The following is a 26,776-nucleotide window of genomic DNA, read 5'->3' as shown; positions in this document are numbered from 1 at the left end:
AACTGTGATTTGGAGCATGTGTCCGGCAGATATAGTTAATATCTGACTTATACATTATATGACAGCGAATGCTTTTGTGATGATGCGAAAAACGTTCCAACCTTCCCGAAACTAGGGGGCGAACGAAACTGTTAGGGGGACGGGGTTAATGACACCTGTGTGTCGAGAACCCCGTCCCATTGACAATGGTGCTTTTTTCCTGCAGCAATTTGCCTACCGCAAGCAAACGGCATAGTCTGGCGGCTGAAGCTTCTGTAAGCTGTGCCGCATGAATAATACAATCGTCAAGAATCATTGGTCGCGGGACAATACTCATCAAACCGTCAATTCCACATTGCAGTACCTTTTCACAGCCTTCTCCCAAACCGCCTGACAAACAAATCACCGGAACATGATACTTTTTAGCAATTTTGGCAATACCAACCGGAGCTTTGCCATAAGCTGTTTGAAAATCCGTATTGCCTTCACCGGTAATAACCAAGTCCGCCTGTTGTACCTTTTCCTCAAAACGAACAGCTTCCAATACAATATCTACCCCTGGGCGCAGTATGGCAGAAGTAAACAGCAAAAGCCCTGCCCCCAAACCACCTGCGGCACCGGCGCCGGCATACCGGGAAATATCCTTGCCAAAAGTTTGTGCGGCAATTTCAGCATAATGGCTAAGAGCCCGGTCCAAAGTTTTTACCATCAGCGGTGTTGCTCCCTTTTGCGGTCCGTACACGGCTGATGCCCCTTTAGGGCCGCATAAAGGGTTATTTACATCGCAAGCCACCATAATATTTGCTTCTGTTAACCGTTTATCCAGTCCCGTAACATCAATACGGGCTAAATCCTGCAAAGCAGCGCCGCCGTCGGGCAGTTCCCTGTTCGATGCATCCAAAAATTTTACTCCTAAAGCCTTGGCCATACCCACACCGCCATCATTCGTAGCACTGCCGCCAATGCCAATAATAACATCGCGCAGTCCCTGGTCAAGGGCTGCTTTGATTAACTGCCCTGTTCCATATGTCGTAGCTTGTAAGGGATTGCGCTTTTCTTCCGGCAGTAGCGTGATGCCTGAAGCGGCTGCCATCTCAATTACCGCTGTTTTAGTATCGCCAAGAATCCCCCAGCAAGCTGCTACATTATCTCCCAGTGGCCCCTTTACCTCTTCTTTGAGAGTACGTCCAAGCGTCGCTGTGACTAAGGCATCTACCGTACCTTCTCCGCCATCTGCAATCGGTACTTTGTAGATTTCAGCAGCATCAAAAACAGCTAAAATGCCTTTAGCTATGGCATTGGCCACTTCAACCGCCGATAAACTACCTTTAAAAGAATCCGGTGCAACAATAATACGCACAATGATTCACTTCCCTCTGCTAAATTCTTATGAAAAAGCCCAGCATATGTGCTGGGCTTTCGTAAATCAGTCCACCTTAATGACTTGACTTAAAAAGGCGGGAATAAACCGTTCCTGTAAGCATCTTTGCAATTCCGCCATCATGCCTAAGCCGGTACAATGCCCCGCCGCTAAAAACTCCGGAGCGTATTCTTCTATTTTAGACAAAGTCTTATCTTGCTGGTCTTTCGATACAGGACCCAGATGAGTACCGCCAATCCAGCCCTTTAATTGCGTCTGGCCGGCAAGCTGAAACCCATTCTCCACCGTATTTACCAATCCGGAATGCGTGCATCCTCCTATTACCACCAAACCGTCCGGACAAGAATAATACAGAGATATATCATCTTTAATTTCATCCTGGCAATCGCATTGGCATTCGTTGCTAACAACTAATTTGTCATCCCCTGTTTCATATGCCGTTACATGCGGAATTTCGCCGCTAAATATAAGTTGCGGAGCTATTTCTATTGGGTTAGCCGTTAAATGCCATATAGCTCCCAACGCTGTAAGATCCTCTTTAGTATCAGGAACGCCAATATAACACCTGCGGTTTCCGGCAACCGAATAACGGTTTTGAAAAATATCCGGATGTCCATATACAGGAATGGGTTTACTTCGATGCTGTAAAAGGTAACGCAGTCCTCCTGTATGGTCATAGTGGCCATGACTTAACACAATCGCGTCCAACTGGTTTGGATGAATGCCAAGCAAACTTAAGTTTTTTACCACCGCGTCCGATTGTCCGGTATCTAAAAGAATTTTTGCTGTATCCAGTTCAATCAGCAAGGAAAAACCATGCTCGCCCAAAAAAGGGCTTGGCGTTGAAATAGGAACATAATTATCAACAACAACTGTTAATTTCAATAAAAATGCCTCCTCCTAATAAAATGTATGTCAGCTTATAACTAAGCTAAATAACAGCAGCGAAATCAATCCCACAACGGAAGCGATTGTTGTAGATAACGTATAAGTTTTAAAAAGATCTCCCATCTGCATGCCGAAATATTCTTTTACAAACCAAAACCCCGGATCATTCACATGGGAAAATCCAATAGCGCCGGCGCCAATCGCAACAGCTACCAAAGCCGGGTCAAGCCCCGGATACGTCGCCAAAACCGGCGTAACCAGCCCTACTGCCGTAATCATGGCAATCGTTGCACCCCCTACGGCAAACCTCATAACAGCGGCAACACACCAGGCCAATATCAAAGGATTAATGTGCCAAGCCATCAAAACTGATTTAATAGCATTGCCGATTCCACTGTCCATCAAAATTTGATTAAAAGCCCCGCTGGCGCCAATAACCAGTAATATCGCCGCCATCGGCCCTATGGCAACTTCACTGAATTTTTGCAGTTGCTGCATAGACATACCCCTGTTTACCCCAAGCGTCCAATAGGACAAGAGTACTGCTAAAAACAACGCTGTAATCGGAGAACCAATAAAATTAATATAGATCATTGCCGGATGCGCTTTACCAAGGAAAAACTCCAAAAGGGTTTTGGAAATCATTAGTATAAGAGGAAAGAGTATAGTAAGCAGTGTAATCCCAAACGTCGGAAGTTCTGCTTCCGGAGTAGGTTCAGTCTTGCAAAGATGTTTCGGCGGATTTAATGTAAATTTATTTCCTACCATTTTGCCAAAAACTGGTCCAGCAATAGCTGCAGCCGGGAATCCTACAATAAGACCATATAAAATTACCTTGCCGATATCCGCATTCAATCCAACTGCAACCGCAGTAGCAGCCGGATGGGGCGGAACCATACAGTGCACCGTCAAAAGCCCAATAATCATGGGGACTCCAATCATTACCAAAGACATTCCGGCTTCAATGGCCACACAAAACAATAATGGCATCAAAAGCACAATACCTACCTGGAAAAAGACCGGTATCCCGCAAATATACCCGACAATCATAAGGGCCCAATGCGTATTTCGTTTCCCTAACACGCGGATCATAGTACGGGCTAACCGTTCTGCTCCGCCTGATATTTCCATCATTTTACCTACAATAGCCCCCAGGGCCAGAATGGGGGCCAGCATACCCAAGAATCCCCCGATACCTGTCTCAATGGATTTTAAAATCTTATCTAATGGCATTCCCGTAAAAAATCCGATAAAAAAACAAGCAGTAAGCAAAGCAACAAAAGCATGCACTTTAATGCGCACCGTTAAAAAAATAATTAAGGCAATTGCCAGCACCAAAACTAAAATCATTCCTGCAGTTTCCATTCCCATTCTCCTTCCTTTAGTACATATAGTTCTTTTGCACAAATATCCTCCTTTTACGAAAATTAAGACTTTAATAGTTTTGAATTACCTTATATAATAATTGTAAAGCTTCCATGGCAGTCAGACAATTGTTGTTAAAACAGAAAAATCTGATAATTATTGATATTCTTTGTGCAAAATAACTAAATTAGAAGGGGGAACGGAATGGTCTTATCGGATGAATTAGCACAAAAAATAGTAGATACCGTAATGAATTTGGTACACAGAAATGTAAATATATTTAATCGCGAAGGCATCATTATTGCCACCGGGCATCCCGACCGTTATAAAACCTTTCATAAAGGCGCTAAAGATGTTATTGATACCGAATCCGTGATTGAAATCTCACCTAACGAGCTTCCGTTATACCCCGGCGCTTTACAGGGCGTAAATCTGCCTATTGTATTTGATGACCAAATAATCGGCGTAGTCGGAGTGTTCGGAAATCCGGATGAAGTACGTTCGATCAGCTATCTTGTGAAAGCAATAACCGAGCTGATCTTAGAACATGAATTACTGCAAAAAGAAATCCGTTCGGAATATTTACTGCGTGAAAAATTCGTGGATTTTATCCTTTCCAACACTGCCGACCAGATTCCACCCAAAATAAAAAGAATCGCTAAAACGCTGGGACTAAACTTAGATCTGCCCCGTACAGTGGTACTGCTTGACTTAGCAAAACTAATTAACAGTTACACTTCTGAATACGGATCATCCGAATTGGTTCTAGAACGTACTACCAATATAGCTATCCAAAGAATCAATGAAAATGTTTTACTTTCCGAACAAGATTTGGCCATAGTGCTGGGAGAAAAATTAATTATTCTCAAAGCTTTTACAGCGTTTGAGAACAAAGAAATTCATCAATGGGCGGAAAGATTGCTTGCTACGCTTTCCATGAACAATCAAATCGAGTTCTTTTGCGGTATAGGCGCTGTCGCAAATTCGCTTTGCGAATATCATATTTCTTATGAACAAGCCCAATATTGCCTGACACAATGCACTAAGCATGCAAGCATTCGCACCATATATGACCATGATATCATCGTCCGTTATGCACTAAATAAGGCTGTTGAAACTTCCATACGACCTTCCTTGCAGTATATCGTAAAATCTTTTGCCGGCACAAATTTCCACAATAAAGAAATGAAACAAACCATTCTAGCGCTATTAAACAACAATCTGAACGTCAAAGCAACGGCCGCTTGTCTTCATATCCATCGTAATACCCTCTTGTACCGCTTGGACTGCCTGAGAAACGAAACAGGATTAGACCCATCCCATTGCATAGAGGATGCAATCTTGCTCAGACTACTTTTTAATCATCTTCACATAGATTAATAGGAGCGCACCTTGCTTCTTCTTCAAAAGATGCAATAAGGCCCTTAAAACCTTGTATTACTTGGTTTTAAGGGCCTTTAAAAAACAACGTCCCTTTTCTGGATTGACAGGAGCGACGATTGCTTTCTAGATTCTCTTCAGTGGGTCCAATCAATAATTTTGACGTTCGGCCCAACCTTCTTTGCGACTGCTTCCCTTATTTGGGCGAAGTGCGGGCAAGGAAAGCCAATGGGGTTACCTTTGGACATACAGGATGCGAACACAATCACCTCAGCGCCTCTGTCTACCAACATTTTCGCGCGGGCTACCGCTCTCTTGCCAGGGCATCCACCACACGAAACAAACCCGATGACTTCAACCGGCCCTGTTTCCTGGAAAGCAAGGGTTCCCTCTTTAGCTACCTTAAAATCGGTAGAGCCCGGACATAGGTCTTCTGTTTGCTGGCATCGCAGAATACCGACTTTCACAAATACCCCTCCTCGGGAAAAATAGGTTTTCAAAGATATTTCGACGGTAGATGCAAAAATCCTTCCATCCCCCCGCGGGAGGGGATCGTTGATCTTGACAGGCTGAAGAAAGTCAACGGCCGCCGGAGACATCCTGATGGAAAACTGGCAGGGGATGGGGTTAATGACCCTGTGTGTCGATAACCCCGTCCGGATATAATAAAGATTTATCGGTAAATGGCCGGTTTTTTTGTCACCTTTTTGTCACAAAATTGTTGTAATCTTTAAAAAGGAAAATTTTCCATATGGTTATATAGTCCTAGTAAATAGGGACTTTTATCCCTTTTATTTAAAACAAAGGAGGAATATGGGAATTCATGAAGTAATAGGAAAATAGTTTTTTGAACACTTGCTAAAATCAGAAGTTATAGGCTTCATAGTGAGATTTATTAACAATCTTTATTATAGCCGGTAAAAATTGAGCCACGTTACGAATGAATAATAAACTTCTGTCCTAATATATAGAATTTGGCAGGAGTTTTGTTTTATCCCAAATCAAAGTATTATTTTTAAGGTGCGAGTGCAAGTGAAGCAAAAGGGGAAAGGACCTGGGGTGGGAGAGTTTTACTAATCCGCTGGTAAGCACAAAACTACGGGGAGGAATTAGTGTGTCACTAATAACAGCTAGATGTACAAATTGCGGTAAAGAAATTCAGCTCGACGATGCTGGGGAAAGCGGTTTTTGCCTGTACTGCGGAACTAAAGTTATGCTACGGGAGGTGGTACAGAAGAATACTGCGGAGTTTGATTTAATACTTGTTAACGCCGGTCCCAATAAAATCAGCACGATTAATGTTATTCGCGATATAGCTCCCCGTCTGGGTCTTAAAAAAGCTAAAGACTTAGTAGATATGATACCATCTATTATTCAAGCGGGTGTATCTTACAAGGAGGCCGAAGCAAGCCGTTTGCAATTTGCCAACGTTGGTGCCCAAGTTGAGATTGTAGCTGCAGGATCAAAAAAACTAGAAACACCAAAACCACAGGCTCAATCGGAGCCTGCGGGAAACAGTTTAATTGGCACGATCTGGCATTTATATTTGGGAACCATGGGTATTATTGTTTGCGGCATCTTTCTGGCGATGTTACTTAATCTGGTTACGGGAAACACAGGGCACTACAGCCTTGCAGGCAGCCCCTATGGAAAGGTAGGTCTCCCTTTCACAGTGCAAATGGGGTTCATTCTGATGGATATATTGGGAAAGATGATACTTTTTCCAATACTGTTTTGGCTGTGCCGTTTAGTTCTCATGACAATTTGTTCCTACCGGGGAACTGTTTTTTGGTGGATATCAGCAGTATTTGCTGCAGTCATGGCATTACTTTTAGAAGGACGGTTTTTTGGCTGGTATTAGTTACAATATGGAAATTAACCTAAATGCCGAATAAACTGAGGGGGATTAACTGTGGATAATGAAAAATGTATCTATTGCGGCAGTAAAGATATTGAAAAGGGGGTTAAATTTGTGAGAGCCCACTCGGATGCGCATTACACTGTAGGTCCGGTATATGGCAAGAAAGACGCACTGCTGGGGATGCAGCAATGCGAGCCGGTATATGCTGATATATGTAAATCTTGCGGCAGTCTTCGTCTTTGGGTATGGGAAACAGATAGAGAATGGGTAAAATAAAAATGTAATATATCCAAAGAAGACCATCTACTATACGCATTGATCCAATAACAAAAGGTAGTACTGATTACTTTGGTGCCGTAATTAGTGCTACCCTTTATTTTTTCTAATCCGCAATCCGCTTTTCCCCTGCTATGGCCTGAATTGGCTTTATATCCTGAGTAACTTCCAGGACACCGGCAAAATCCCCTGTCTCGTCTTTTACGGCAAAATAGCGGATATAGACAAACTTCCCGCCCAATTCCAGCCAGAAATTTTCCTGGTCCTTACTGCCGTTCTTGAAATCCTCAACGATTTTTTCCACAATATGAACACTGGCAGGAGGATGGCAGTTTTCTACTTTGCGGCCGATAATAGTCCTGGCGCGGGGAAAAATCCGCTCTTTGCCGGCGGAAAAAAACTTGACCGCCCCATGCTTGTCAACGAATGTAATATCCACCGGCAAGTGGCTGAAAATAAGCTCAATCTCCTGAGGAGAAAGGACACCGGTTCCAAACTTGATATAACCTTGCTCATACCCGTTGGCCAGACTGTCCTTGCCGGCAGTCACATTTTCGCGCACCGGTTTCCAGTTGCGGCGGGGTTCGACCAGACAATATCCGATTTCGTCGCTGTCCTGCAGGACTTGATACCACTCATCTTCGCTCAGGGTTTGGACCGCCATTGGAAAAAGAATTTTTTCTTCCTTAAAAATCATTTCATCAATTTGGGCTATGGCTTCCTCCATCCTGGCGACCAACGGCTGCCGGTTGGCCGGTTGATAATGGCTGATCAAACTTTTGGCTTCTTTTAGCAGGTCTCTGATTTTATCATCGACACCCCACATCACTTTGGGCGGACCGGTAATCTCGTACTTTTCCAGAAAGGGAAAAATCAAATCTTCCTTACGCCGATAATGTTTATCCACATCCCAAAGCAAATTCAGTTTTTCGGCCAGCTTCAAAACGGCCGCTTTTTCAGTTTCGGCTGCCGCCTGCGCCAATTCGCCAAGGATGGGCATTACCTCTTGTCTGATTAGTTTATCAATTGCCCGGTTCTCATGAACTAAAATATCTACGGGATGTCCGGGCGGAACAGACAACTCAGGATTCTTTTCCAAGGCATCACGGAAAACAGCGGCATGCACATCGCACAGCCGTTGGACTTCCTTTATCGCCAGTCCTTCATTGATTAGACTTTGCTCAATAAGCGACAGTTCGGCAGGCTCCAAATCCTTGGCAATCGCATCAAACTTTTCTTTTACTTCCTCTACCGGTTTGCCCTGATGCAGTTCCCGAATGATCTCCTTGACCGCTTTTTGTCTGTATTCCCGGTTTTTGATCAGCTCACTCATGTTTTACCTCCCCCGATCTGTTGCAAAATTTGTCCTGTTATTTCCGCCCCAGAATGGCGGCGATGTCCTCATCCGGCGTTTTGGTCGGTTTGAGGCCAAAGTTTTTCACTAACACATCAAGAACATTGGGGGAGACAAAAGCGGGTAAACTGGGGCCAAGGCGGATGTCCTTTATGCCGAGATGAAGCAAAGTCAGCAGGATCGAAACCGCCTTTTGCTCGTACCAGGAAAGCACCAGGGAAAGGGGCAGTTCATTAACTCCGCAATTAAATGCGCTGGCCAGAGCCAGTGCAATTTTAACTGCCGAGTAAGCATCGTTGCATTGGCCTACATCTAAAAGCCTGGGAATACCGCCTATATCGCCCAGTTGTTTGTCAAAGAAACGGAATTTGCCGCAGGCAAGGGTTAAGACCACCGTGTCCCCGGGTAATTTCTCCACCAGCTCAGTATAGTAATTGCGCCCCGGTTTAGCGCCATCACAACCGGCTACTAAAACAAAATGCCTGATGGCGCCGGTTTTCACACCTTCTATGACTTTGTCCGCTATGCTGAGGACGGTATTATGGGCAAAACCCACCATAACCTTGCCCTTATCCTCATCTGCTCCAAAACCCGGCATTGCCCGCGCCTTTTCAATTACCGGTCCGAATTCTCCGTTCTTTACATGCTGTATACCGGGCCATCCCACCATACCTGTGGTAAATATATTATCCCGATAAACATCCCTGGGCTCTTGAATACAGTTGGTAGTCATGAGAATAGCCCCGGGAAACCGTTCGAACTCCTGGCGTTGATTTTGCCATGCCGTGCCAAAATGGCCATAGAGATGTTTGTGCGCTTTCAGTTTTGGATAACCATGGGCGGGAAGCATTTCACCATGGGTATAAACAGTAATTCCTTTGCCCTCGGTCTGTTCTAATAAACCGGCCAGGTCTTTTAGGTCATGGCCCGAAACGAGAATGCATTTCCCTTTCAAGTGGTCCAGCGGGACCGGGGTCGGTACCGGATGCCCGTATGCACTGGTATTCGCTTTGTCAAGCAGTTCCAAAGCCAAAAAATTTACCTCCCCGCACTTCAGGGCAAGAGCGACCCAATCGTTTAGGGAGAGGTCTGTTCTGACCAGGCTGGAAAGCGCCTCATAGATGAAGGTATACACGCTGGCATCCTCCTGGCCGAGAATAGCGGCATGGTCCGCATAGGCAGCCAGTCCCCGGATGCCAAAGACTAGAATCTGTTGAACCGATTGGGTATCTTCATCAAGGTTGGAGTTCCATACCTGACCGACCGACCGGCCTTGTTTTATCAGCTCGTCCAGGCTGGCAGCGGGTGTGAAACCAGCAGCCGGGTCCTCAAACCGGGTTTTGCCGCCGGCGCTGGCCACCTTTTCCTTCAGACGCTCACGATGTCCAACGCATTGCTCAATCAGCTCCTGTACCCGCTTGGCGTCAAAATTGACATTCGTAAGGGTACTAAAGATGGCCTTGGCAGTAAACCGGTCGGTATCCGGGTCTATGACGCCCACTCTCCGCCCCTCGCCGGCAAAATGAGCCAGACCTCGTAATGCATGCATTAACAAGTCCTGCATGTCGGACACTTCCGGCGTTTTTCCGCACACCCCCCGCACGGTGCAGCCTTTTCCCCGGGCGGTCTGTTCGCACTGATTACAAAACATATCGAGTTCATCTCCCTTTCCCTATCTGATCTGTAAATTATCAGCACTCTTCCCTAATAGGGTGTTACCGCAGGAAGTAAAAAATACGTTTTTATCTTGTCATGCTTTTGTCACAGTTATCCCTTATGATTAAGGCAAATCATAAAGGATGGTGTTTCTAGATGAAAAAGCTTTTCGTTTTATTAGCAGTTCTCGTTGCCGTTAGCATCTTTCCTTTAGCCGCATACGCTGACGGCTATCATCATCACGGCCGGGCGTACCACGAGCAAATGTGGAGAGACCATGAGCGGTCATGGCGCGAGCGTGACCGGGAATGGAGAGAGCATAGCGGTGACAGACACTGGCGGGAAGTACACGCCAGAGAATGGCATGATTGGTATCGTTGGCACGAAGACAATGAAAACGAATTCCATCTTCACGTATCGGATAACCATTTCGACCTTGATATTAATGGCTAAGTTTCAGGAATAGCAAAAAGCCGCTCTGGTCTTCGGACCAAGGCGACTTTTTTGTTTTGTCTCATGTTTTTATAAAAGGATTCTGTCTGCGAATGTACAATCTATAAGTAGTAGCCGGGAGGAGGAGACAAAAATGGCAGTTGCAAAATGCATGAAATGTGGAAAAGTATTTGAGACCGAGGGAGCAATATTGAAACCAATAGGCGACGGTGGATATTTAGAATGCTGTCCCAAATGCGGTAGTACTAATATCTATCATGTGGATGAATTTCCAAGTGAAGAGGATAGATTATGGAAAAACATTTGGTAAGGAAATGAAAGCATTTAGAATGATGCTGCCAGATTGCCTGTCTGGCGGCTTTTTTTATTTCAAGACAGGAAGGAACTTATTTTCTTTCTCCCTTGCAGCAAAGTAGTGAGTTACCGCAAGGGTGACACTGATCTTCGATCTGAATTGTCACGTGACCAATATTTAGGTGGAGTAGCCGGTGCTCGACATCCCGTAAAATGTTTTGCAGTTCCTTCACTGTAAAATTGCTATCCACAACGGCATGACAAGACAAGGCATTTCTCCCGGTTGTTATTGTCCAAACGTGCAAATCATGAACATCTTGAATCTCAGCCACGGAGAGGATGGTCTCGACAACCTTGGAAATTTCAACCCCTGCAGGCGTACCTTCCATTAATATGCTGACGGTCTGCTTCACAATGTTCCAGGCCCCGAAGGCAATTAATAAAGCGATAAGCACACTCAAAATCGGGTCTATGACATACCAATGGGTAAAAGAGATAATGATGCCTCCAATTATGACTCCGGCAGATGCGGCAGCATCCCCGAGCATATGGAGAACCGCGCTTTTGACATTAATGTTTTCGTCATGACGCATGCCCAAGCCAAGATACAGATTTAAAATAAGCCCTACACCCGCGCTGACAAACATCCAGGTCGGGGTGACCAACTCAGGGTTTTGAAAGCGATTATATGCTTCCCATAAAATCCAGAGAGTAATAAATATTAGGGTTATACCATTTATGAAAGCAGCCAAAATACCTGCCCGGAAATATCCGTATGTCAGCTTTTCGTTCGCTGATTTTTCCGACTGCTTGACAGCATACCAGGACAGTCCAATGGCGGCGATATCGGTAAGCACATGGCCGGCATCCGATAACAGCGCCAGACTATGGGAAATGAAGCCGCCGAATAACTCGACAATCAAAATAATAAGTGTTAAGACAAATGCGGTTTTTAATTTACCTGCGGGCGCGTGTGAATGAAATACGTCTTCATGATTGTGTCCATTATGATGCTCGTGACTGTATTTTTCCATAAATATAGTCTCCTTTGTCAATTTCCAATACATTAGGACTCTACAATTGAATTCGCATCCGTGTTATTATTCCTGATACCTCAACTAATAATTGGCGTATCAGGCGATGAACTTATTTTGGGTTTGATAGTCATCACTCTATCTGTGTGCTATATGTTTGATGCCCTGGGAAAGTAGCAGCGATATATGATCGTCATCAAGCGAATACCAGACCATTTTGCCCTCCTTGCGGTACTTGACCAAACGGGAACTGCGTAAAAGCCTGAGTTGATGCGATACTGCCGACTGCCCCATCTGGACTACGGCGGCAATATCGCAAACGCAAAGCTCCCGCTTGGACAGCGCGTGCAAAATCTTTATCCTGGTAGAATCGCCAAGTATCTTAAATGTCTCAGCTAGTTTATGAACCGCATCTTCGGAAAGCATTTCGGCTTTAGCAAGGCAAATATTCTGGGGATGTTCGCATAATTGTTCGCACACATCGCATTCGTGCTCTATCATATAATCACCTCGATACATGAACGTATATTCATGTATTATAATATATCACTCCAAGTTATTTGGTCAATAATTTTTACCGAATCGAGCCTGTTTAAAAGCGCGTCGGCCAATACCTCTTTCAATATTATCCAGACTATTTTCTAGGAAGTGACAATTAAAGCATTAAAGTGTATGTTTGAAGCAAAGTCACTTGAATTAATCATAAAGCGTGGTTTAATAAGAAGCATAAGATTAATAATTTTGGTTTGGAGGTATTAAAAATGGAATTACAGGTAGCGTTATTTTTAACCCTTGTAGGTGGAGTTATAATCTCCTCATGGATGCTTATAGCGACTTCTAGAAGTGTTTACAATCAACGTATGCGTATCATAGAAAAAGAAATTAAATCATTAGGTGGAAATATTATTAGTATTGAACAGGTGCAAAGAACGAACTGTCCTATTAATAATGACTACAAAGAAGCAGAATTAAGCTATAAATTCTTTAGAGTTAAATACGCTTTAGAAGATAAACTTAAAGAAGGCTGGGCGATACTAGCTATGAAGCAGAACTGGTATGGAGGGAATGGAGCAATTGACTCAAAATGGATGTGGCGTTTGAGGTAATATAATGGAAATTAGATTAGTATTTCTTATGGTTTGCGCCAATGGGCTGCTTTTAGTAATAAATATCTTTCTGATTAGTAAATGGCGGCAAAATAAACAGCAGATAAAAGCGTATCAGAATATTGAATTACTAAATAATGATTTAAGGGCTCAAAGACATGATTTTTTAAACCATTTGCAAGTGACTTATGGCTTGATTGAACTCAAAGAGTACGAGGAAGCATCCCGCTATCTCAATCAAATTTACGGTAAAATTAATCAGTTAAACAATAACATCAAAACAGAAAAGATTGCCATAAATGCTCTTCTGCAAACTAAAAGCAATGAGGCTGAACAGAAAGGGATTCGTTTTATTGTTAATGCAAGTTCTAATCTTTCTGAAATTGATATGGAAGAGTGGGATCTATGCGGCTGCTTAAGTAATTTAATTGATAATGCGTTGGAAGCAACCTCCAAGGTGGAAGAGGAAAAATGCGTTTGGATAAAGGTTTTTGAAGATATGAACAGCTATTTTTTTGAGGTTAGTAATACTGGGGAGAGTTTAAATGAGAAAGAGATAACTTCTGTTTTTAAAGAAGGCATAACAAGTAAGAGTCAAGCAGGACATGGCCTGGGTCTGTCTCTTGTTAAGAAAGCACTAAAAAACTATGGGGATGTTTGGGCTACCAGCGCTGAGTATGGGATGATCTTTACCATAAAGATTTTTAAAGCGACAAGTAAGGCATAAAGTTTATGCTTGAAGCACAGTGAATTGAATTAAATAAAACGTAGCGTAATAAAAGTATAAGCTAAAAGGGAAGAACATCTTAAAGTTCTAGAAGGAAAGGGGGTTCAACCGTTTTGTTTAATGTCATTACTGCTGATGATCAGGAAGGCATGCGTTTATTGTTGCGAAAAGCCTTATATACAATTAAAGATGTGGTTATATTAGGAGAAGCCGAAAATGCCGATCAAGCTGTTGAAATGGTTACACTTCGTAGACCTCATGCTGTTTTTTTAGATATAGAAATGGGGGAAAAAAACGGTTTTGATGCAGCTAAGCAAATTATTGATATTAACCCCAAGTGTATGATTGTTTTTGTAACAGCATTTCAACAATATATGCCACAAGCATTCGAACTATATGCTTTTGACTATCTTGTTAAGCCTTTTAAAATGGATAGATTAAAAGAAACAGTTAACAGGATGCAACACATTCAAGCCAATGAACAAGAATATGCTCAAATCCAAGGGGAAATAAGGGATGAAGTCCTCATTAAGGATAAAGAAGGACTGGCAATTGTTCATACTAAGGATATTATACTGATTCAGCGTGAAGACCGAACAACTACTATCATTACTGAACAAGGAAAATACCATACAACAGAAACGCTTTCAGAAATTGAAGCGAAACTGCCGGAAACCCAATTTATACGCAGTCACAAATCTTATATTATTCAAATTAGTAAAATTTACAGAATCGCTATGTACGGAAGATGGACGTATATTGTTAAACTTAGAGGCATAAAAGAGGATGCGCTGCTAACGAAGGAAAAGGCAACATTATTAGAACAGAAATTTAAAATGAAGATTGGTATTTGATATGATATAAATAATAGGACGAGGAGGGACGCTCCTTGTTTGTCATAATACTCGAGAGAAGAATGAATAATAAACTCCTGCCATCAATATACAGAATCTGGCAGGAGCTTTGTTTTCTTTTATGGGAAATAAAGATTAATAAAGGCGTTTTTGAGATAATATTATAAACTTTTACTCATATAGGTTAAAACTCCAACCTTGAGTTGAAAAGCAATAAAACTTTTTCAGGATTGACAGGATCGACGAAAACCGGGAATTTAGCCCCTATATTTAAAGAATTTAGGCTGATTAAGTTTACTGTTTCTTTATGTTCGATTTGGTAAGGGTCTCGATTAGGCAGATTTACTTGCAGTTGGAATCTAATTTGAGGAAGGTTGTTAATATAAATTCCGGTTTGTTCAAGGGACAGTATTTCTGCTTCGCCTCTTATGCCATTTTGGGCAAGATATATTTTTCTGGTATTGATTTTCTTGATGACTAAGAAAATTACTCCCGCGAGGACAAGAGGGAGAATGATGAACATTCCGCCCATCATGTAATAGAAGTTTGATAAGGTAGAACCGGTATACATGTCAGGTTCTGCTGTGAACCCACTGTAAAGAAACCATGCACCTATAAATAGAAAAGGGGCGGTTACTATAATAAGAATCCGTTTTGACAATTGCCACATAAAATCACTCCTCATTTTATTTTCGTTTTTGTTTTTAAATGCCAGTCCAAAATTATAACCGTATGGAAAATTTTTCTTCTTAAAGCTTATAATAAATTTGTGACAAAAAAGTGACAAATAAAAACCCGTCTATTGACGGGCATATCCAATTTATTATTTTACTTTCTGGACCGGCTATTTTGCTAAATTGGAGTGTTGTACCGGTTAAAAATGAACTGTACCCGTACAGTTCTCAGTTTCTGTTATTGTGATGCTATTTAATACTATATTACAATGTTTTCAAGAAAGTAATAAAAGAATTCTAACCTACAATTTAGCTCGAGAGGAAAAATGAAGGGGATTTTATGGAACAAATTTCAGGCAGAGAAATAATAAAACCGGAATATTGCCAAGAAAGCGCAGTACGGGCGTTCTTCTTTATAGGTGGTTTTGGAGCGGCTTCGTGGGCGCCGCTTGTGCCATTTTTAAAAGCGCGTCTGGCTGTAGGAGAGGATGTTCTCGGATTCATGTTGCTATGTATCGGAACGGGGTCTTTGCTTACAATGCCGTTTTCGGGATTCATGGTGAGATGGTTTGGCTGTAAACGCATACTTATGGGTGCAGCGCTTTTTTATGCGGTGTTATTGCTCGTTTTATGCACGGTTTCGAATTTTTGGCTTTGTGTGGCTGCAATGCTAGTCTTTGGCGCGGTTATGGGAATAATAGATGTCGTTGTGAATATTTGTGCGGTTGTATTGGAAAAAGCAACTGGCAAGCGGCTTATGTCGGGATTTCACGGCATGTGGAGCGTAGGTGGCTTTGTAGGCGCCGGAGCTTTTGGTTTATTGCTTCAGTTAGGAATTCCTGCATTTGGGGCTACATTTTGCGCGGCAACGGTTATTACAATACTGGTCTTTACTTTTGCCAGATTTCTTTTGGAGGAACACAGCGGAGAAATCGATAATTCACCATTTGCTGTGCCACATGGTATTGTGATTTTTATAGGCATTATTGCGATGATTTCTTTTCTCGTCGAGGGGGCAATTATGGATTGGAGCGGAGTGTTTTTAACATCCGTGCGCGGTCTGGACCTTTCATTTGCAGGTAGCGGATTTTCTATTTTCTCTGCGGCCATGCTCGCAATGCGGCTCGGCGGAGACTATCTTGTAAAGCGCTTCGGCAGCAAAAAAGTTGTATTCATTGGGAGCTTGTCCGCTGTCGCCGGTTTTTTAATTGTGATATTTGCCACTTGGCAGCCATTGGAATTTAGTGGGTTTTTCCTTATTGGTCTTGGCATGGCCAATATTGTGCCAATTTTTTTCTCATTAACGGGCCGGCAGAAGGTCATGCCAATCAATATGGCCGTATCTGCCGTGAGTACGATGGGGTACTTCGGTATTCTCGCGGGGCCGGCGCTCATCGGCTTTATAGCGCATCAGTCGAGTCTTGCGGTTTCTTTTTGTGTACTCGCAGGAATGCTCATTGTGCTGGACGGGCTGGCAATATATGTCTACCGAGTGCTCGATAATACTATTAAAATTTGATTCCTGCCGGGTGCATCATGTTTTTCGATCTATAGAAGCGGAGGGAACATTCCTTTTCTTTCTGATTGCTTCTTCTTGACATATTCACCTGAGGAGAATATATTTATATTGAATAAAATTTCAATCAATTGTGAGGAGTGTATATGTCGCCAAGGAATAAGATACTAAATGAGGAAATCAAGGATGCGCGCAGGGAGCAAATACTCTCCAACGCATTAAAGCTATTTGCCAGAAGGGGGCTTGCCGCGACGAAGATCACGGATATTTCTACGGCCTCCAATATTTCGCAAGGGCTTTTATATCATTATTACAAGTCTAAAGAGGAAATCTTCGTTGAACTTCTACACGATGCGTATGACAAGATGATTGCAGCTGTGCTGGCTTTAGAACGTCTTCCGTTAAGCCCCCTTGAAAAAATAAGGATGGCAATCGAAAAGCTTCTGCAAGGGTTTGCTGAAAATAAAGAGACCGCATATTATTATCTGCTTATTAATCAGGCGTCCATATTTGAAGCCATACCGGATGAGGCAAAAGAAATTGTCAAGAGCAGGTCTTTGCTACATGAAGTGATTACCCGAATCATAATCGCCGGGCAGAAGGACGGCACATTCAAAAAATATGATGCGCAGGATATGGCCGTGGTTTTCTGGGCGTCGTTAAATGGGCTGGCAATCTATAATGCCGTGCAAGGCGAGAATTTTAGAGCGCCGGATGCGAATATCCTTATCGGCATGTTTACTGAAAAAAGCAAATAGAAAAGAAGGAGAATAGAAATGCCAAGTTTACGTAGTCGGCTGTTTGCCTTTGTTTTAAGGCACAGGCATTTGCTCCGCTTTCAACTGCAAGAAAGGGCCTGGGATTTTAATACATCAATACCGGATTTTCGCCGGCAATGCGAGGAATTTCATAGAGTATTCGGCAAGTTGTTCGGCAAGCGAATAGACGGAATAAAAATATCGCCTGCTGCAGTGGCGGGTCTTCCGGCTGAATGGCTAATACCGGACGGAGCAGCAAAAGATAAAGTAATACTATATGCAATTGGCGGTGCGTATGTCAGTGGATCATGCCAGGATCACCGGCGTATTGTATCCAAAATCGCCAAGGGCAGTGGGGTAAGTGTACTACTGGTTGAGCATCGTTTAGCCCCCGAGCATCCTTTTCCCGCTGCATTGGATGACATGGTGACCGCTTATCGGTGGCTTTTGGCTGAAGGTATTTTGCCCTCTAATATTATGATTGTTGGCGAATCCGCCGGGGGTGGTTTGTGCTTAGCAACGCTGCTTGCCTTGCGGGATCAAGGCATTCCCCTTCCGGAGGCGGCGGTGGCTCTTTCTCCCTGGACCGACCTGAATCAAACAGGGGAGTCCCACCGAACAAACGCTGATGTTTGCCTGTCCCCGAAGAGGATGGCGCATGTCTGCAGTAAATATTATGCAGGAGACAATGACCCCTGCCTGCCGTGGATATCTCCGCTTTATGGGGATCTTTACGGACTTCCGCCCATACTTATCCAGGTAGGCGGCGATGAAACTCTGCTCGATGACTCGACCCGGTTTGCCGCAAAAGCGAAAGCCGCGGGCGTCAATGTTACGCTGAATGTTGGCGAAGGAATGTGGCATTGCTTTGCTTTAATGCCTTCTTTCATTCCGGAATGCCGACAGGCAATGGACGAGATATGTTCTTTTATAAAAACATACGTGATCAAATAAAGTGTCTTTTAATTTTAACCACCATCATCAATAAACTTCTGCCCCAATAATGTGAAATTTGGCAGGAGTTTTGTTTTTTATGGGAAGTCCCCGTCCCCTGACATCTGGATTTTCCGCATTTTGCGGTCACCAATAAAAGAAATAGTGGAACCTACAATAATTATAACAATTCCTGTGATCATGCTTGTAGTGATTGCTTCTTTAAGAATAAGCAAGGCCAAAAGGGGCGCTAAGGCAGGTTTTATAAAGAAAACCTGCGACCCAGTTGCTGTCGAAGTGGCTTCTATGCCTAAAAAATAAAGCATATATCCAAGTCCTGTGACAAATATGCCGGTAAAAATTAAATTTGGTAGCGTATGGAGGGTAACGCCATACAACAGTGGCACTCTAGACAGCAAACTCATGCCGTTTTCGGAGAAAAAGGCAGCAATTGGCTGAATTCGAGTAATAAGTATCAATAGTAAAATTTCTATGCTGCCAAACAAAAAGCTAAAACAAGTTAGTGCAGTGCCTCCATAATATTGAATACGCTTCTTTCCAATAATAGTATAAGCAGCAAATGCAACAGCAGAAAGTAAAATCAAAATTACTCCGGCTGTACTTCCAGTCATTCGACGCGGATCTATGATAACGGCTATACCAGATATATTAACAATCAAAGAAATTACCGTATATAGATAAACCTTTTCATGCAAAAACATAACTGCGAACAATACAGAAAAAACAGGAATGCTGGAAATTAGAACAGCCACAATATATATATAGCTCTATGTTAAAATTTTAGTGTCTGTCAAACTGGTTTAAAGTGGATGGTAAGGAGATGCTAATTGTTTAGTCTACCCGATATACTTTATAGATGATCTGGAGCCAGTTATTCAATACGAAGAAGGCTTTAGTGAAATCTTGTTGGGCGTTGGAGAAGAAAGGAGATTGAATGTATACCTATAAAAGCCCAGTTGGTACCTTTTGGATTAAACCCGATGGAAAAGGAAATTTTGTTTTAGGAATTGAAAATCAAGAATTGGAGGTTCACTACAGTCCATGGGTTGCTGCTGATAATGTTTCGATTCATGTTACCGGCTACCCGGAATGGGATAAACTAGGCGGGATAGTCTCCGGCCCTTCCGACCTAAGCGAATGGACTAAAAAAAATAATCCATATTCCCAACGAGACCACTGAAAAAGTCCACTTTTTCTATTCTACCGTATTCAAATTCATGAAACGATCACTTTTTCAGTGTTTCTGCTCCAACGCCTATTTTTTTAGTTTAATAGAAATTACTCTTATGCCTATTAATTACCGGTTATCTTATCCACTACTAACAAACCTGAATCTGCAGTTCATGACACCAAAGGAAAAATACGACCATTATCCCTGAAATGGGAAGACGGCGGGTATTCGAGATTGATCGGATTCTCAATGGGTGGCTGTTTTATTTTCTGCTAAGTAGGTTATTTTGCCCCGTTAAAAAGAGAAGCTGTAATGAATGTATATAAGTGAAAGCCGATATGCAGGAAACACATTGGCTATAAGAGTTTCTGGCTTATATTGGCTAAAAATAATTTTGGGAGGGTGATTTAAATGACCTATTACAAAGGAGCGGATTTGAGCTGGTTGCCTGCAATGGAGTCAAAAGGTTATACTTTCAAAAATTCAAGTGGTTCAACGCAAGATGAGATGACAATCATGGAAGAATTAGGGATTACTGCCGTTAGATTAAGACTATGGGTTAATCCTTCCAGTGACCCATATAATGGAATGTGTAGTGAAGCACAAGTCATTGCAATGGCAAAACGGGCAAAGGCAATCGGGGCTGCTATCATGTTAGATTTTCATTATAGTGATACCTGGGCAGACCCTGGAGCTCAGACAATCCCTACTGCTTGGTCCAATGATACTACGATGTCTGCATTAGGAACTCAGGTATATAATTATACCTATCAAGTTATAACTGATATGGTAAATGCTGGCGTAACTCCTACCTGGGTGCAAATAGGCAACGAAATTAACTCGGGTTTATTATGGCCGCTCGGAAATATTTCAAATGGTTTTTCCAATGTTGCATGGCTGATTAACTCTGGTTATAACGCAGTTAAAGCCGTAAACAGTTCAATTAAATGCATCGTTCACTTAGCCAACGGTTATGATAATACTACTTTTAGATGGTTTTTTGATGGATTAAAAGCAGCTAACGGCAAATGGGATATCGTCGGAATGTCGCTTTATCCCACGGCAAGTAATTACACTGCTTATAACAGCAAATGCTTAGCGAATATGGAGGATATGCAATCAAGATATGGTTCAAATGTTGTGATTTCAGAAGCAGGGTTTGTATACAATGACCCGACAACGGCTTCAAAGTTTCTCAGTCAGCTTAAAACAAATGTTAAAGCTGTAGGCGGGGTTGGAATATTTTATTGGGAGCCTGAATGTTATAATTGGAACAATTATACTATGGGAGCAACAGACCCTTCGACTAAAGAACCAACAAGCGCTATGTCCGCATACTGAAAAAAGTATAGATTAGATATTAAAAATAACATTTTGTTTGACCGGTAGCTTCGACTGCCGGTCTTTTATCCCATTGATTTAAAACAAAGGATGAATGTGGGGATTTCTGTTATACATGATGACAATCACGGCATTCGTGTAACTCGAACTGGATATTTACATGGGTAATGTGAAAGGTTCCGGCGAGCATTTCCTTAATTTGCTTTAGTAAAGGTTCGGTCTGAGAAAGCGGTATGTCGCTGGCAATTTCAATATGAGCAGACAGAGCGATTTGTTCCTCGGCCAGACACCAAACATGGATGTCCCTGGCGGCTGTTACATCGGGAAGCTGGTTCAAACAAGCGGTAATCTCCTGTAGAGATAAATTGTCAGGAATCCCTTCTAGCAGGATGATGATAATATCTTTTAGCATGATAAGCGCACCGCGTAAAATGGTTAGGCCCAGAATTCCGCTGAGAAAAGTATCAATCCAGTACCAATGAGTAAAATATATAACCACACCACCAGCCAATACTCCGATTGAGGCACAGGTTTCTCCGGCAAAATGGAGCCAGACACTGCGCATGTTGAGGTTGTTCTTTGCACCATCATGTATTAAATAAACAATGGCGGCGCTAATAATGATACCCACTATCGCTAATATGGACATGCCCGCAGTTTCGATGGTTTCGGGATGAAGAAAGCGCAGATAAGCCTGATACAGAATGTAAAAGGAGACGGCTACCAGCGAAACGTTATTGACCAGAGCAGCCAGAATTCCTACCCGGTGAAAACCATAGGTAGCCCACGCATTGGGAGGTTGCACCGCTTTTTTTATAGCCCACCAGCTAATGATAAGTGATAACAGGTCAGTCAGCAGGTGCCAGGCATCGCTGACTAAAGCCAGACTGTTTGTTATATATCCGCCAATCAGCTTGGCGGCAAAATGGAACGCTGTTAAAAAGATTGACAGGCTTAACGATTTTGCCGATTGCATATTTTTTTCCTCCTATTGTTCCAATTCCCGCAATCGTTTCATAGAATACAGTAGCTTAGGAAATGATAACGATTCTCGATATTTTTTAGAAATATTACCGCATATAAATTAATAAAAAAAGTGAATAACATTTAAGTGAGATATGCATACAATGCAGCAGAAAATTTAATAGGCTCTCCTAAAGGGGAGTAGCTAACGGATGATAAATCTCTTTTCTGATTTCCCCCAAGGAATTCCGCAAGGTTTGTAGAAGGCTGCACCTTCTATAAACGTTTAAGTAAAATGCCTATTTCTTTGCAAATACTTATATATGATATGTTTCTGTATGTCGATTGGTGAACGTTTACGACTAGATTTGGTTAATGGACAACCCCAATAAAAAATCCAAAAGCTTATGGCTTCTGGATAAATTAAAATGGTGGTAACGGGAAGTTTGCCTGACGGTACTGAAGTCGAATGTATAATCGAATAGAAACAGAAGACAGGCCGGTTGAGGTAAGTTTGGACACCTTAACCGGCCTGTTGCTATTATTTGGCTAAGTTTTAGTTTATCGATAATGATACGACACTCATGTTGTGGTGCTTTCTTGGAGCCGGCAAGGCATCGAATAAGTCCGTCAACGTTTCCGCTTTATGAAGCTGGCCGGATAGATTTCAGAATCGAAGGTGATGACGGTCTTATCAAGAGGAATTCCGTTCGTCTGGTAGGTGATGTTCGTTACCTGCAATAAAGGCTTTTTGTTGTCCACCTGGAGCAACGTACACAGGGCTTCAGATGGGAGAACGGCATGGACAATCTGGTGGCTGTAATCGATCATGATACCCTTTGCTTTTTCAAAATAAGCGATTTTTGAGGTCAATAAATGTTCAAGCGTAAGGTCGGAAAACGGCTTTACGGGAATGAAGCCTTCCTCGAAGCAATAGGGGTATCCGTTTGCCATGAGTATCCGTTTGTAGTTGTAGACCGGCTCATGCTCTGCGAGCTCCAACTGGGAGGAAAGCTTTTTGTCTGCCACGATGATTTGGAAGGAGATGACCCTGGAGGAAGGTAGTCTGCCCAGGGTACGCATTTCTTCAGAAAAAGGCAGGATTTTTGCCGAGCGTTCGATGATAGAGCTGTTCTTTGAGAAGATTACCTGTGATCCGCTGCCTTGCCTCTTCTTTACATATTTTTTTTCGACGAGAACCTGTATGGCCTGGCGGATGGTGACACGGGATACATGATATATCTTCGTGAGCTTTTCCTCGGTAGGCAGAGTCTTTCCCTTAGGATATACGGCATCTTCGATTTTTTGTATCAAATCTCCGGCAATGGCTTTATATAGTGGATTGGAAGAATACAAATCACTCACCTCTTATAATTTGTATTATACAAGGAAGAACATGCCGATTCAATATGGACGGAAATATAGGATTGCTATAGAAGAAGAATCAGATATATTGCTGTTTGATATGAAAAACCTATTCCCGCATAGTGGAATAAACAGTATTTTCATAATAATGAATACATGATTTGTATTAATATAATTTAATTTGTTATATCAAAAAAGGAGTTTGATATTGTTTCCTTTGTTTGTTGCGTATACACTGAACATACAATGTGAGATCGAAAGGTAGAGATATAAATGGATACTACGAAAATGAATATCCTGTATCTGCATACACACGATACAGGCAGGATGATCAGTGCATATGGGTATGGAATCCCAACACCGAATTATCAACGTTTGTGTGATGATGCAGTACTGTTCCAAAATGCTTTCAGCGTCGCACCGACCTGCTCACCGAGCCGGGCCGGGCTTCTGACAGGGGTATTCCCCCATCAGAACGGAATGCTGGGACTCGCGCAGAGAGGATTCTCCATTAGACAGGACTGGCATTTGGCAAACCTGCTGCGCCAAAATGGCTATCATACGGCTTTATGCGGTGTCCAGCATGAAATTGGTTACTATACGGATCATGCAATGGCGATTGGTACGCTGGGTTATATAGAGGATTTGAGTGCCAATCATACGCAGTATTCTGAAGAAAAACTCGTATGCTGGGATAAGGACAACGCGGATAATTTGAGCCGGTGGCTAGATGGCTACGACCGTGGAGAGCCATTCTTTGTTTCCTATGGGATGCATGCCACGCATAGGAAATATCCGGCGGAAATCGCAGAGGGAATTTCCATAGACAATTCGCAGCCGCCGCCCAATGTGCCTAACAATGAAGTCATGCGTAAAGATTTTGCGCAATATAAGACAAGCGCCAAGCTGGCCGATGATAATGTCGGTAAGGTCATCGACGCATTGAAGCGGAACAATCTGTATGATAAGACCATCATAGTTCTTACGACAGACCATGGGCTTGCTTACCCGTTTGCGAAATGCACACTCAATGACAGCGGCATAGGGGTCCTCCTGTCGATGCGTGTCCCGGGCTCAAGATATGGCAAGAATAGCTATGACGGATTGATTTCCCATATCGACGTAATTCCTACGCTGTGTGAGCTGGTCGCTATCAAGATGCCGGAGTATCTGGAAGGCAAAAGCTTTGCGGGGCTTTTTGCGGGGAAGGAATGCGAGGGAGACGAGGTGATTTTCGGTGAAATCAATTTCCATACCTCCTATGAGCCGGTACGCGCGGTACGGAGCAGGCGCTTTAAGTATATCCGGTATTTTGACGAGGATTATCTGAAAGTCAATTATTCCAATATCGACAATTCACCGGTCAAGGAATTCTATCAGGAACATGGCCTGTCGAAGGTGACTAAGGAATCTGAATGTCTTTATGATTTATATTATGACCCCTTTGAAAAGAACAATCTGGCACGGAATCCGGAATACCGGCAGGAGCTTGAACATATGCGGCGAGAGCTGTATGGATTCATGGTTCGGACAAAGGATCCTCTGCTTGAGGGACCAATCGAAATCCGGAAGGAATGGAAAGTCAATAAAAAAGAAACATATTCCCCGAACTCGAAAGATGCGGATGATTATGAGAGCTTGGGAAATTAAAGGAGATGAGAAAGGATGAGAGGCTTTTTGCTCGTAGGACATGGGACTTTACCGGAAGCGTTCAAGTATTCGTTAAGCATGATTGTCGGAGATGTATCGAATGTGTCTACGATATGCCTGCAGCCAGACCAAGGGAAAGAAGATCTGAAGAAAAAAATGCAGGAGATGTCGGATTCGTTCAGAGATTATGAAAAGGTCTTTGTTTTTGCCGATTTGCTTGGTGGTTCTCCTGCCAATGCGGCAGTAATGGAATTTTTGCCGCAGGAAAGATACGGGCTCATCAGCGGAATGAATCTGCCGATGCTATTGACGTCAATTCTGGGCCCGGATACTGATTTGTCCGCTGTGCTGAAGGCGGGGAGAAGCGGGATACAGGATATGAGAAAGGCTTTAGACAACCCGGTATCAGCAGTTGATGAAGAAAAAAAGACGGGCATCATGGAGATACGGAATGTAAGGATCGATGCACGCGGAATTCATGGTCAGGTCGCGACAGCCTGGGTACCGAAGCTTGGTGTGAACCGGATCATGGTTATCGATGATTTGGCTGTAAAGGATGAAATGCAGAAGATGGCTTTGAAAATGGCAAAGCCAAATCATATAAAGCTGTCGATCCTATCCACGCGTAAGGCGGCGGAACGGCTACAGGAACCTGGGGCTTATGAGGGAGAACGGCTGCTGGTGCTTATACAGCGCGTCGAAACATTGAAGGCGCTGGCGGGGCATGGATATCTGTTCAAGGAAGTGAATCTGGGAAATGTTCCGGCGCGTCCGGGAACAACAGCTTATCGCAAAACGGTATCCCTTTTGCCGGAAGAAGCCGCGATTATCCGGGAACTTATCGCAAAAGGAACGTATTTTACGGCACAAATGGTCCCCAATGACAATCCGGATGATTTCAATTCCATCATTGATAAATAGACCAGTATAATCGCTAACTATTGATGAGGCAGGAACCGGTCCAATACCAGATAGAGTAATAAGGAAAACTTTTAGCAGATACGCAAACAGTTTATATTGGGTTGTCTATATTAATATGCTAGGAGGGGAGGTGATTTTCTCCACAGCCAAATAGAACTTATTATTTACTTAGTTGAGAGTTATAAAAAGAAGCGGTGTTAAGATCGTCGCTAAGGGGGAGGATTTCTAAATGAAAAAAGTACTTATGGTTTTTATGGTGGTTGTAATTGTTATGAGCACTATGGCAATCGCGTCCGCGGCGCCTGCCAGTCCGTTCGCCGATGTTCCCGCCGGGAGCTGGGCTTACAGTGCTGTTAAACAATTGGTTCAGGACGGCATCCTATCCGGTTATGGCAACGGCGCTTTCCAGGGTAATAATCTTATGACCCGTTACGAAATGGCCCAAATTGTAGCCAATGCGGTAACTAAAGAAGATAAAGCCAACGCACAGGACAAGGCTTTAATCAACAAATTGGCCGCCGAGTTCGCGGCCGAACTGGATAGCCTCGGCGTACGCGTCTCTAAACTCGAAGCCAATCAGCCCAATATTGTGTTCAAAGGCAATGCAGTATTTCGCTATACAGACAAAGCATTTAATACTCCCAATAAACCTAGCTCCATGAATGAACAGTACCGGTTCCTGCTTGACAGTACCGCCAAAGTTGACAATAATACCAGCTTTTCTTTCCGCTATAACTCGGCAGCGCCGGATAAAGCAGACTTCTCAAACAATCCGTGGACAACCTTTGGGACAAACGCTCAAAGTTCCGGTACCATATCTACGATTGACCGGTTTAACTTTACTACAAAAATTAA

General features: G+C 43.0%; 28 protein-coding genes. 16 read left to right on the top strand and 12 right to left on the bottom strand.

Features of this window, described 5'->3' with window-relative positions; translation table 11 throughout:
• Positions 1 to 145: 145 nt before the first annotated feature.
• The 3 genes from LUCIF_RS14745 to LUCIF_RS14735 all read right to left on the bottom strand — a co-directional run bounded on the left by LUCIF_RS14745 (position 146) and on the right by LUCIF_RS14735 (position 3,613).
• Entirely contained in the window at positions 146 to 1,339 is a 1,194-nt protein-coding gene (locus tag LUCIF_RS14745; RefSeq protein WP_122628652.1) for a glycerate kinase, read from the bottom strand.
• A 66-nt stretch (positions 1,340 to 1,405) separates the two neighbouring features.
• Entirely contained in the window at positions 1,406 to 2,245 is an 840-nt protein-coding gene (locus tag LUCIF_RS14740) for an MBL fold metallo-hydrolase (RefSeq protein WP_122628651.1), read from the bottom strand.
• A gap of 30 nt (positions 2,246 to 2,275) precedes the next feature.
• Positions 2,276 to 3,613 (bottom strand): GntT/GntP/DsdX family permease, encoded by a 1,338-nt coding sequence (locus tag LUCIF_RS14735; protein WP_122628650.1) that lies wholly within the window; start codon positions 3,611 to 3,613, stop codon positions 2,276 to 2,278.
• Between the two features lie 204 nt (positions 3,614 to 3,817).
• Between LUCIF_RS14735 and LUCIF_RS14730 the strand changes: the two genes are divergently transcribed.
• The gene (locus LUCIF_RS14730) at positions 3,818 to 4,993 is read left to right on the top strand and encodes a CdaR family transcriptional regulator (protein ID WP_122628649.1); all 1,176 of its coding nucleotides are present in this window, start codon (positions 3,818 to 3,820) and stop codon (positions 4,991 to 4,993) included.
• A gap of 137 nt (positions 4,994 to 5,130) precedes the next feature.
• Here LUCIF_RS14730 and LUCIF_RS14725 read toward each other — a convergent pair whose 3' ends face one another.
• Positions 5,131 to 5,460 carry a CGGC domain-containing protein gene (locus LUCIF_RS14725; RefSeq protein ID WP_122628648.1) on the bottom strand — a complete coding sequence of 110 codons (330 nt, stop codon included), beginning with the start codon at positions 5,458 to 5,460 and terminating at the stop codon, positions 5,131 to 5,133.
• A 647-nt stretch (positions 5,461 to 6,107) separates the two neighbouring features.
• Between LUCIF_RS14725 and LUCIF_RS14720 the strand changes: the two genes are divergently transcribed.
• Both LUCIF_RS14720 and LUCIF_RS14715 read left to right on the top strand, forming a co-directional pair.
• Positions 6,108 to 6,854 carry a ribosomal protein L7/L12 gene (locus LUCIF_RS14720; protein WP_207857743.1) on the top strand — a complete coding sequence of 249 codons (747 nt, stop codon included), beginning with the start codon at positions 6,108 to 6,110 and terminating at the stop codon, positions 6,852 to 6,854.
• A 51-nt stretch (positions 6,855 to 6,905) separates the two neighbouring features.
• Positions 6,906 to 7,130: a hypothetical protein gene (locus tag LUCIF_RS14715; protein ID WP_122628647.1), complete on the top strand. Its 225-nt coding sequence runs from the start codon at positions 6,906 to 6,908 to the stop codon at positions 7,128 to 7,130.
• Positions 7,131 to 7,236: 106 nt separating this feature from the next.
• Here the strand turns inward: LUCIF_RS14715 and LUCIF_RS14710 are convergent, their stop codons facing one another.
• On the bottom strand, positions 7,237 to 8,463 hold the full coding sequence (locus LUCIF_RS14710) for a DUF438 domain-containing protein (protein WP_122628646.1): 1,227 nt from the start codon (positions 8,461 to 8,463) through the stop codon (positions 7,237 to 7,239).
• A 37-nt stretch (positions 8,464 to 8,500) separates the two neighbouring features.
• Entirely contained in the window at positions 8,501 to 10,135 is a 1,635-nt protein-coding gene (hcp, locus tag LUCIF_RS14705; protein WP_122628645.1) for a hydroxylamine reductase, read from the bottom strand.
• A 269-nt stretch (positions 10,136 to 10,404) separates the two neighbouring features.
• Here hcp and LUCIF_RS14700 point away from each other — a divergent pair, with 269 nt between their 5' ends.
• Positions 10,405 to 10,593, top strand: a complete 189-nt coding sequence (locus LUCIF_RS14700) for a hypothetical protein (protein WP_126720601.1) — start codon at positions 10,405 to 10,407, stop codon at positions 10,591 to 10,593.
• 133 nt (positions 10,594 to 10,726) lie between these two features.
• Positions 10,727 to 10,903, top strand: coding sequence for a hydrogenase maturation nickel metallochaperone HypA (locus LUCIF_RS26115; protein WP_165866012.1), 177 nt, complete (start codon positions 10,727 to 10,729; stop codon positions 10,901 to 10,903).
• A gap of 76 nt (positions 10,904 to 10,979) precedes the next feature.
• Here the strand turns inward: LUCIF_RS26115 and LUCIF_RS14695 are convergent, their stop codons facing one another.
• Together LUCIF_RS14695 and LUCIF_RS14690 are read right to left on the bottom strand one after the other, a co-directional pair.
• Positions 10,980 to 11,921 carry a cation diffusion facilitator family transporter gene (locus LUCIF_RS14695; protein ID WP_122628643.1) on the bottom strand — a complete coding sequence of 314 codons (942 nt, stop codon included), beginning with the start codon at positions 11,919 to 11,921 and terminating at the stop codon, positions 10,980 to 10,982.
• Between the two features lie 138 nt (positions 11,922 to 12,059).
• Complete coding sequence (locus LUCIF_RS14690) at positions 12,060 to 12,347, bottom strand: ArsR/SmtB family transcription factor (protein WP_207857750.1); 288 nt, start codon at positions 12,345 to 12,347, stop codon at positions 12,060 to 12,062.
• Between the two features lie 335 nt (positions 12,348 to 12,682).
• Here LUCIF_RS14690 and LUCIF_RS14685 point away from each other — a divergent pair, with 335 nt between their 5' ends.
• The 3 genes from LUCIF_RS14685 to LUCIF_RS14675 all read left to right on the top strand — a co-directional run bounded on the left by LUCIF_RS14685 (position 12,683) and on the right by LUCIF_RS14675 (position 14,608).
• A complete protein-coding gene (locus LUCIF_RS14685; RefSeq protein ID WP_122628641.1) occupies positions 12,683 to 13,027 on the top strand; it encodes a hypothetical protein in 345 nt (114 codons plus the stop codon).
• 4 nt (positions 13,028 to 13,031) lie between these two features.
• Complete coding sequence (locus LUCIF_RS14680; protein WP_122628640.1) at positions 13,032 to 13,754, top strand: sensor histidine kinase; 723 nt, start codon at positions 13,032 to 13,034, stop codon at positions 13,752 to 13,754.
• 113 nt (positions 13,755 to 13,867) lie between these two features.
• On the top strand, positions 13,868 to 14,608 hold the full coding sequence (locus LUCIF_RS14675) for a LytR/AlgR family response regulator transcription factor (protein WP_122628639.1): 741 nt from the start codon (positions 13,868 to 13,870) through the stop codon (positions 14,606 to 14,608).
• A gap of 184 nt (positions 14,609 to 14,792) precedes the next feature.
• Here LUCIF_RS14675 and LUCIF_RS14670 read toward each other — a convergent pair whose 3' ends face one another.
• Entirely contained in the window at positions 14,793 to 15,278 is a 486-nt protein-coding gene (locus tag LUCIF_RS14670) for a hypothetical protein (protein WP_122628638.1), read from the bottom strand.
• Positions 15,279 to 15,622: 344 nt separating this feature from the next.
• Between LUCIF_RS14670 and LUCIF_RS14665 the strand changes: the two genes are divergently transcribed.
• The 3 genes from LUCIF_RS14665 (at position 15,623) to LUCIF_RS14655 (ending at position 18,510) form a co-directional block, all read left to right on the top strand.
• Complete coding sequence (locus LUCIF_RS14665; protein ID WP_122628637.1) at positions 15,623 to 16,801, top strand: MFS transporter; 1,179 nt, start codon at positions 15,623 to 15,625, stop codon at positions 16,799 to 16,801.
• Positions 16,802 to 16,944: 143 nt separating this feature from the next.
• A complete protein-coding gene (locus tag LUCIF_RS14660; protein WP_122628636.1) occupies positions 16,945 to 17,556 on the top strand; it encodes a TetR/AcrR family transcriptional regulator in 612 nt (203 codons plus the stop codon).
• Positions 17,557 to 17,574: 18 nt separating this feature from the next.
• A complete protein-coding gene (locus LUCIF_RS14655; RefSeq protein WP_122628635.1) occupies positions 17,575 to 18,510 on the top strand; it encodes an alpha/beta hydrolase in 936 nt (311 codons plus the stop codon).
• A gap of 77 nt (positions 18,511 to 18,587) precedes the next feature.
• Here the strand turns inward: LUCIF_RS14655 and LUCIF_RS14650 are convergent, their stop codons facing one another.
• Positions 18,588 to 19,262 carry a DMT family transporter gene (locus LUCIF_RS14650; RefSeq protein WP_122628634.1) on the bottom strand — a complete coding sequence of 225 codons (675 nt, stop codon included), beginning with the start codon at positions 19,260 to 19,262 and terminating at the stop codon, positions 18,588 to 18,590.
• 182 nt (positions 19,263 to 19,444) lie between these two features.
• Between LUCIF_RS14650 and LUCIF_RS14645 the strand changes: the two genes are divergently transcribed.
• Positions 19,445 to 19,690, top strand: coding sequence for a hypothetical protein (locus LUCIF_RS14645; RefSeq protein WP_122628633.1), 246 nt, complete (start codon positions 19,445 to 19,447; stop codon positions 19,688 to 19,690).
• A gap of 402 nt (positions 19,691 to 20,092) precedes the next feature.
• Positions 20,093 to 21,022, top strand: a complete 930-nt coding sequence (locus tag LUCIF_RS14640) for a glycoside hydrolase family 53 protein (protein WP_122628632.1) — start codon at positions 20,093 to 20,095, stop codon at positions 21,020 to 21,022.
• A gap of 109 nt (positions 21,023 to 21,131) precedes the next feature.
• Here the strand turns inward: LUCIF_RS14640 and LUCIF_RS14635 are convergent, their stop codons facing one another.
• Both LUCIF_RS14635 and LUCIF_RS14630 read right to left on the bottom strand, forming a co-directional pair.
• The gene (locus LUCIF_RS14635) at positions 21,132 to 21,998 is read right to left on the bottom strand and encodes a cation diffusion facilitator family transporter (protein WP_122628631.1); all 867 of its coding nucleotides are present in this window, start codon (positions 21,996 to 21,998) and stop codon (positions 21,132 to 21,134) included.
• A gap of 617 nt (positions 21,999 to 22,615) precedes the next feature.
• Positions 22,616 to 23,341, bottom strand: coding sequence for a GntR family transcriptional regulator (locus tag LUCIF_RS14630; protein WP_165866011.1), 726 nt, complete (start codon positions 23,339 to 23,341; stop codon positions 22,616 to 22,618).
• Between the two features lie 282 nt (positions 23,342 to 23,623).
• Here LUCIF_RS14630 and LUCIF_RS14625 point away from each other — a divergent pair, with 282 nt between their 5' ends.
• The 3 genes from LUCIF_RS14625 to LUCIF_RS14615 form a co-directional block, all read left to right on the top strand.
• Positions 23,624 to 25,000 carry a sulfatase family protein gene (locus LUCIF_RS14625; RefSeq protein WP_207857740.1) on the top strand — a complete coding sequence of 459 codons (1,377 nt, stop codon included), beginning with the start codon at positions 23,624 to 23,626 and terminating at the stop codon, positions 24,998 to 25,000.
• Between the two features lie 15 nt (positions 25,001 to 25,015).
• Positions 25,016 to 25,921, top strand: a complete 906-nt coding sequence (locus LUCIF_RS14620; RefSeq protein WP_122628629.1) for a PTS sugar transporter subunit IIAB — start codon at positions 25,016 to 25,018, stop codon at positions 25,919 to 25,921.
• 229 nt (positions 25,922 to 26,150) lie between these two features.
• Positions 26,151 to 26,776, top strand: a 626-nt coding sequence (locus LUCIF_RS14615) for an S-layer homology domain-containing protein (protein ID WP_133306301.1), incomplete at its 3' end; no start/stop codon positions are given.

Origin of the sequence: Allolucifera butyrica, from assembly GCF_900476375.1 — a bacterium.
In the GTDB taxonomy this organism is placed as follows: domain Bacteria; phylum Bacillota; class Negativicutes; order Sporomusales; family UPPP01; genus Lucifera; species Lucifera butyrica.
Note: the sequence above shows the minus strand (reverse complement) of the source record. Positions and strands in the feature narration are given on the sequence as shown.

What these genes read in the sequence shown, in the direction of transcription:
- LUCIF_RS14735 (WP_122628650.1), bottom strand. Translation starts at nt 3,613, where the DNA reads ATGGAAACTGCAGGAATGATTTTAGTTTTGGTGCTGGCAATTGCCTTA.
- LUCIF_RS14730 (WP_122628649.1), top strand. Translation starts at nt 3,818, where the DNA reads ATGGTCTTATCGGATGAATTAGCACAAAAAATAGTAGATACCGTAATG.
- LUCIF_RS14710 (WP_122628646.1), bottom strand. Translation starts at nt 8,463, where the DNA reads ATGAGTGAGCTGATCAAAAACCGGGAATACAGACAAAAAGCGGTCAAG.
- hcp (WP_122628645.1), bottom strand. Translation starts at nt 10,135, where the DNA reads ATGTTTTGTAATCAGTGCGAACAGACCGCCCGGGGAAAAGGCTGCACC.
- LUCIF_RS14700 (WP_126720601.1), top strand. Translation starts at nt 10,405, where the DNA reads ATGTGGAGAGACCATGAGCGGTCATGGCGCGAGCGTGACCGGGAATGG.
- LUCIF_RS26115 (WP_165866012.1), top strand. Translation starts at nt 10,727, where the DNA reads ATGGCAGTTGCAAAATGCATGAAATGTGGAAAAGTATTTGAGACCGAG.
- LUCIF_RS14695 (WP_122628643.1), bottom strand. Translation starts at nt 11,921, where the DNA reads ATGGAAAAATACAGTCACGAGCATCATAATGGACACAATCATGAAGAC.
- LUCIF_RS14690 (WP_207857750.1), bottom strand. Translation starts at nt 12,347, where the DNA reads ATGCTTTCCGAAGATGCGGTTCATAAACTAGCTGAGACATTTAAGATA.
- LUCIF_RS14685 (WP_122628641.1), top strand. Translation starts at nt 12,683, where the DNA reads ATGGAATTACAGGTAGCGTTATTTTTAACCCTTGTAGGTGGAGTTATA.
- LUCIF_RS14680 (WP_122628640.1), top strand. Translation starts at nt 13,032, where the DNA reads ATGGAAATTAGATTAGTATTTCTTATGGTTTGCGCCAATGGGCTGCTT.
- LUCIF_RS14670 (WP_122628638.1), bottom strand. Translation starts at nt 15,278, where the DNA reads ATGTGGCAATTGTCAAAACGGATTCTTATTATAGTAACCGCCCCTTTT.
- LUCIF_RS14665 (WP_122628637.1), top strand. Translation starts at nt 15,623, where the DNA reads ATGGAACAAATTTCAGGCAGAGAAATAATAAAACCGGAATATTGCCAA.
- LUCIF_RS14660 (WP_122628636.1), top strand. Translation starts at nt 16,945, where the DNA reads ATGTCGCCAAGGAATAAGATACTAAATGAGGAAATCAAGGATGCGCGC.
- LUCIF_RS14655 (WP_122628635.1), top strand. Translation starts at nt 17,575, where the DNA reads ATGCCAAGTTTACGTAGTCGGCTGTTTGCCTTTGTTTTAAGGCACAGG.
- LUCIF_RS14645 (WP_122628633.1), top strand. Translation starts at nt 19,445, where the DNA reads ATGTATACCTATAAAAGCCCAGTTGGTACCTTTTGGATTAAACCCGAT.
- LUCIF_RS14640 (WP_122628632.1), top strand. Translation starts at nt 20,093, where the DNA reads ATGACCTATTACAAAGGAGCGGATTTGAGCTGGTTGCCTGCAATGGAG.
- LUCIF_RS14635 (WP_122628631.1), bottom strand. Translation starts at nt 21,998, where the DNA reads ATGCAATCGGCAAAATCGTTAAGCCTGTCAATCTTTTTAACAGCGTTC.
- LUCIF_RS14625 (WP_207857740.1), top strand. Translation starts at nt 23,624, where the DNA reads ATGGATACTACGAAAATGAATATCCTGTATCTGCATACACACGATACA.
- LUCIF_RS14620 (WP_122628629.1), top strand. Translation starts at nt 25,016, where the DNA reads ATGAGAGGCTTTTTGCTCGTAGGACATGGGACTTTACCGGAAGCGTTC.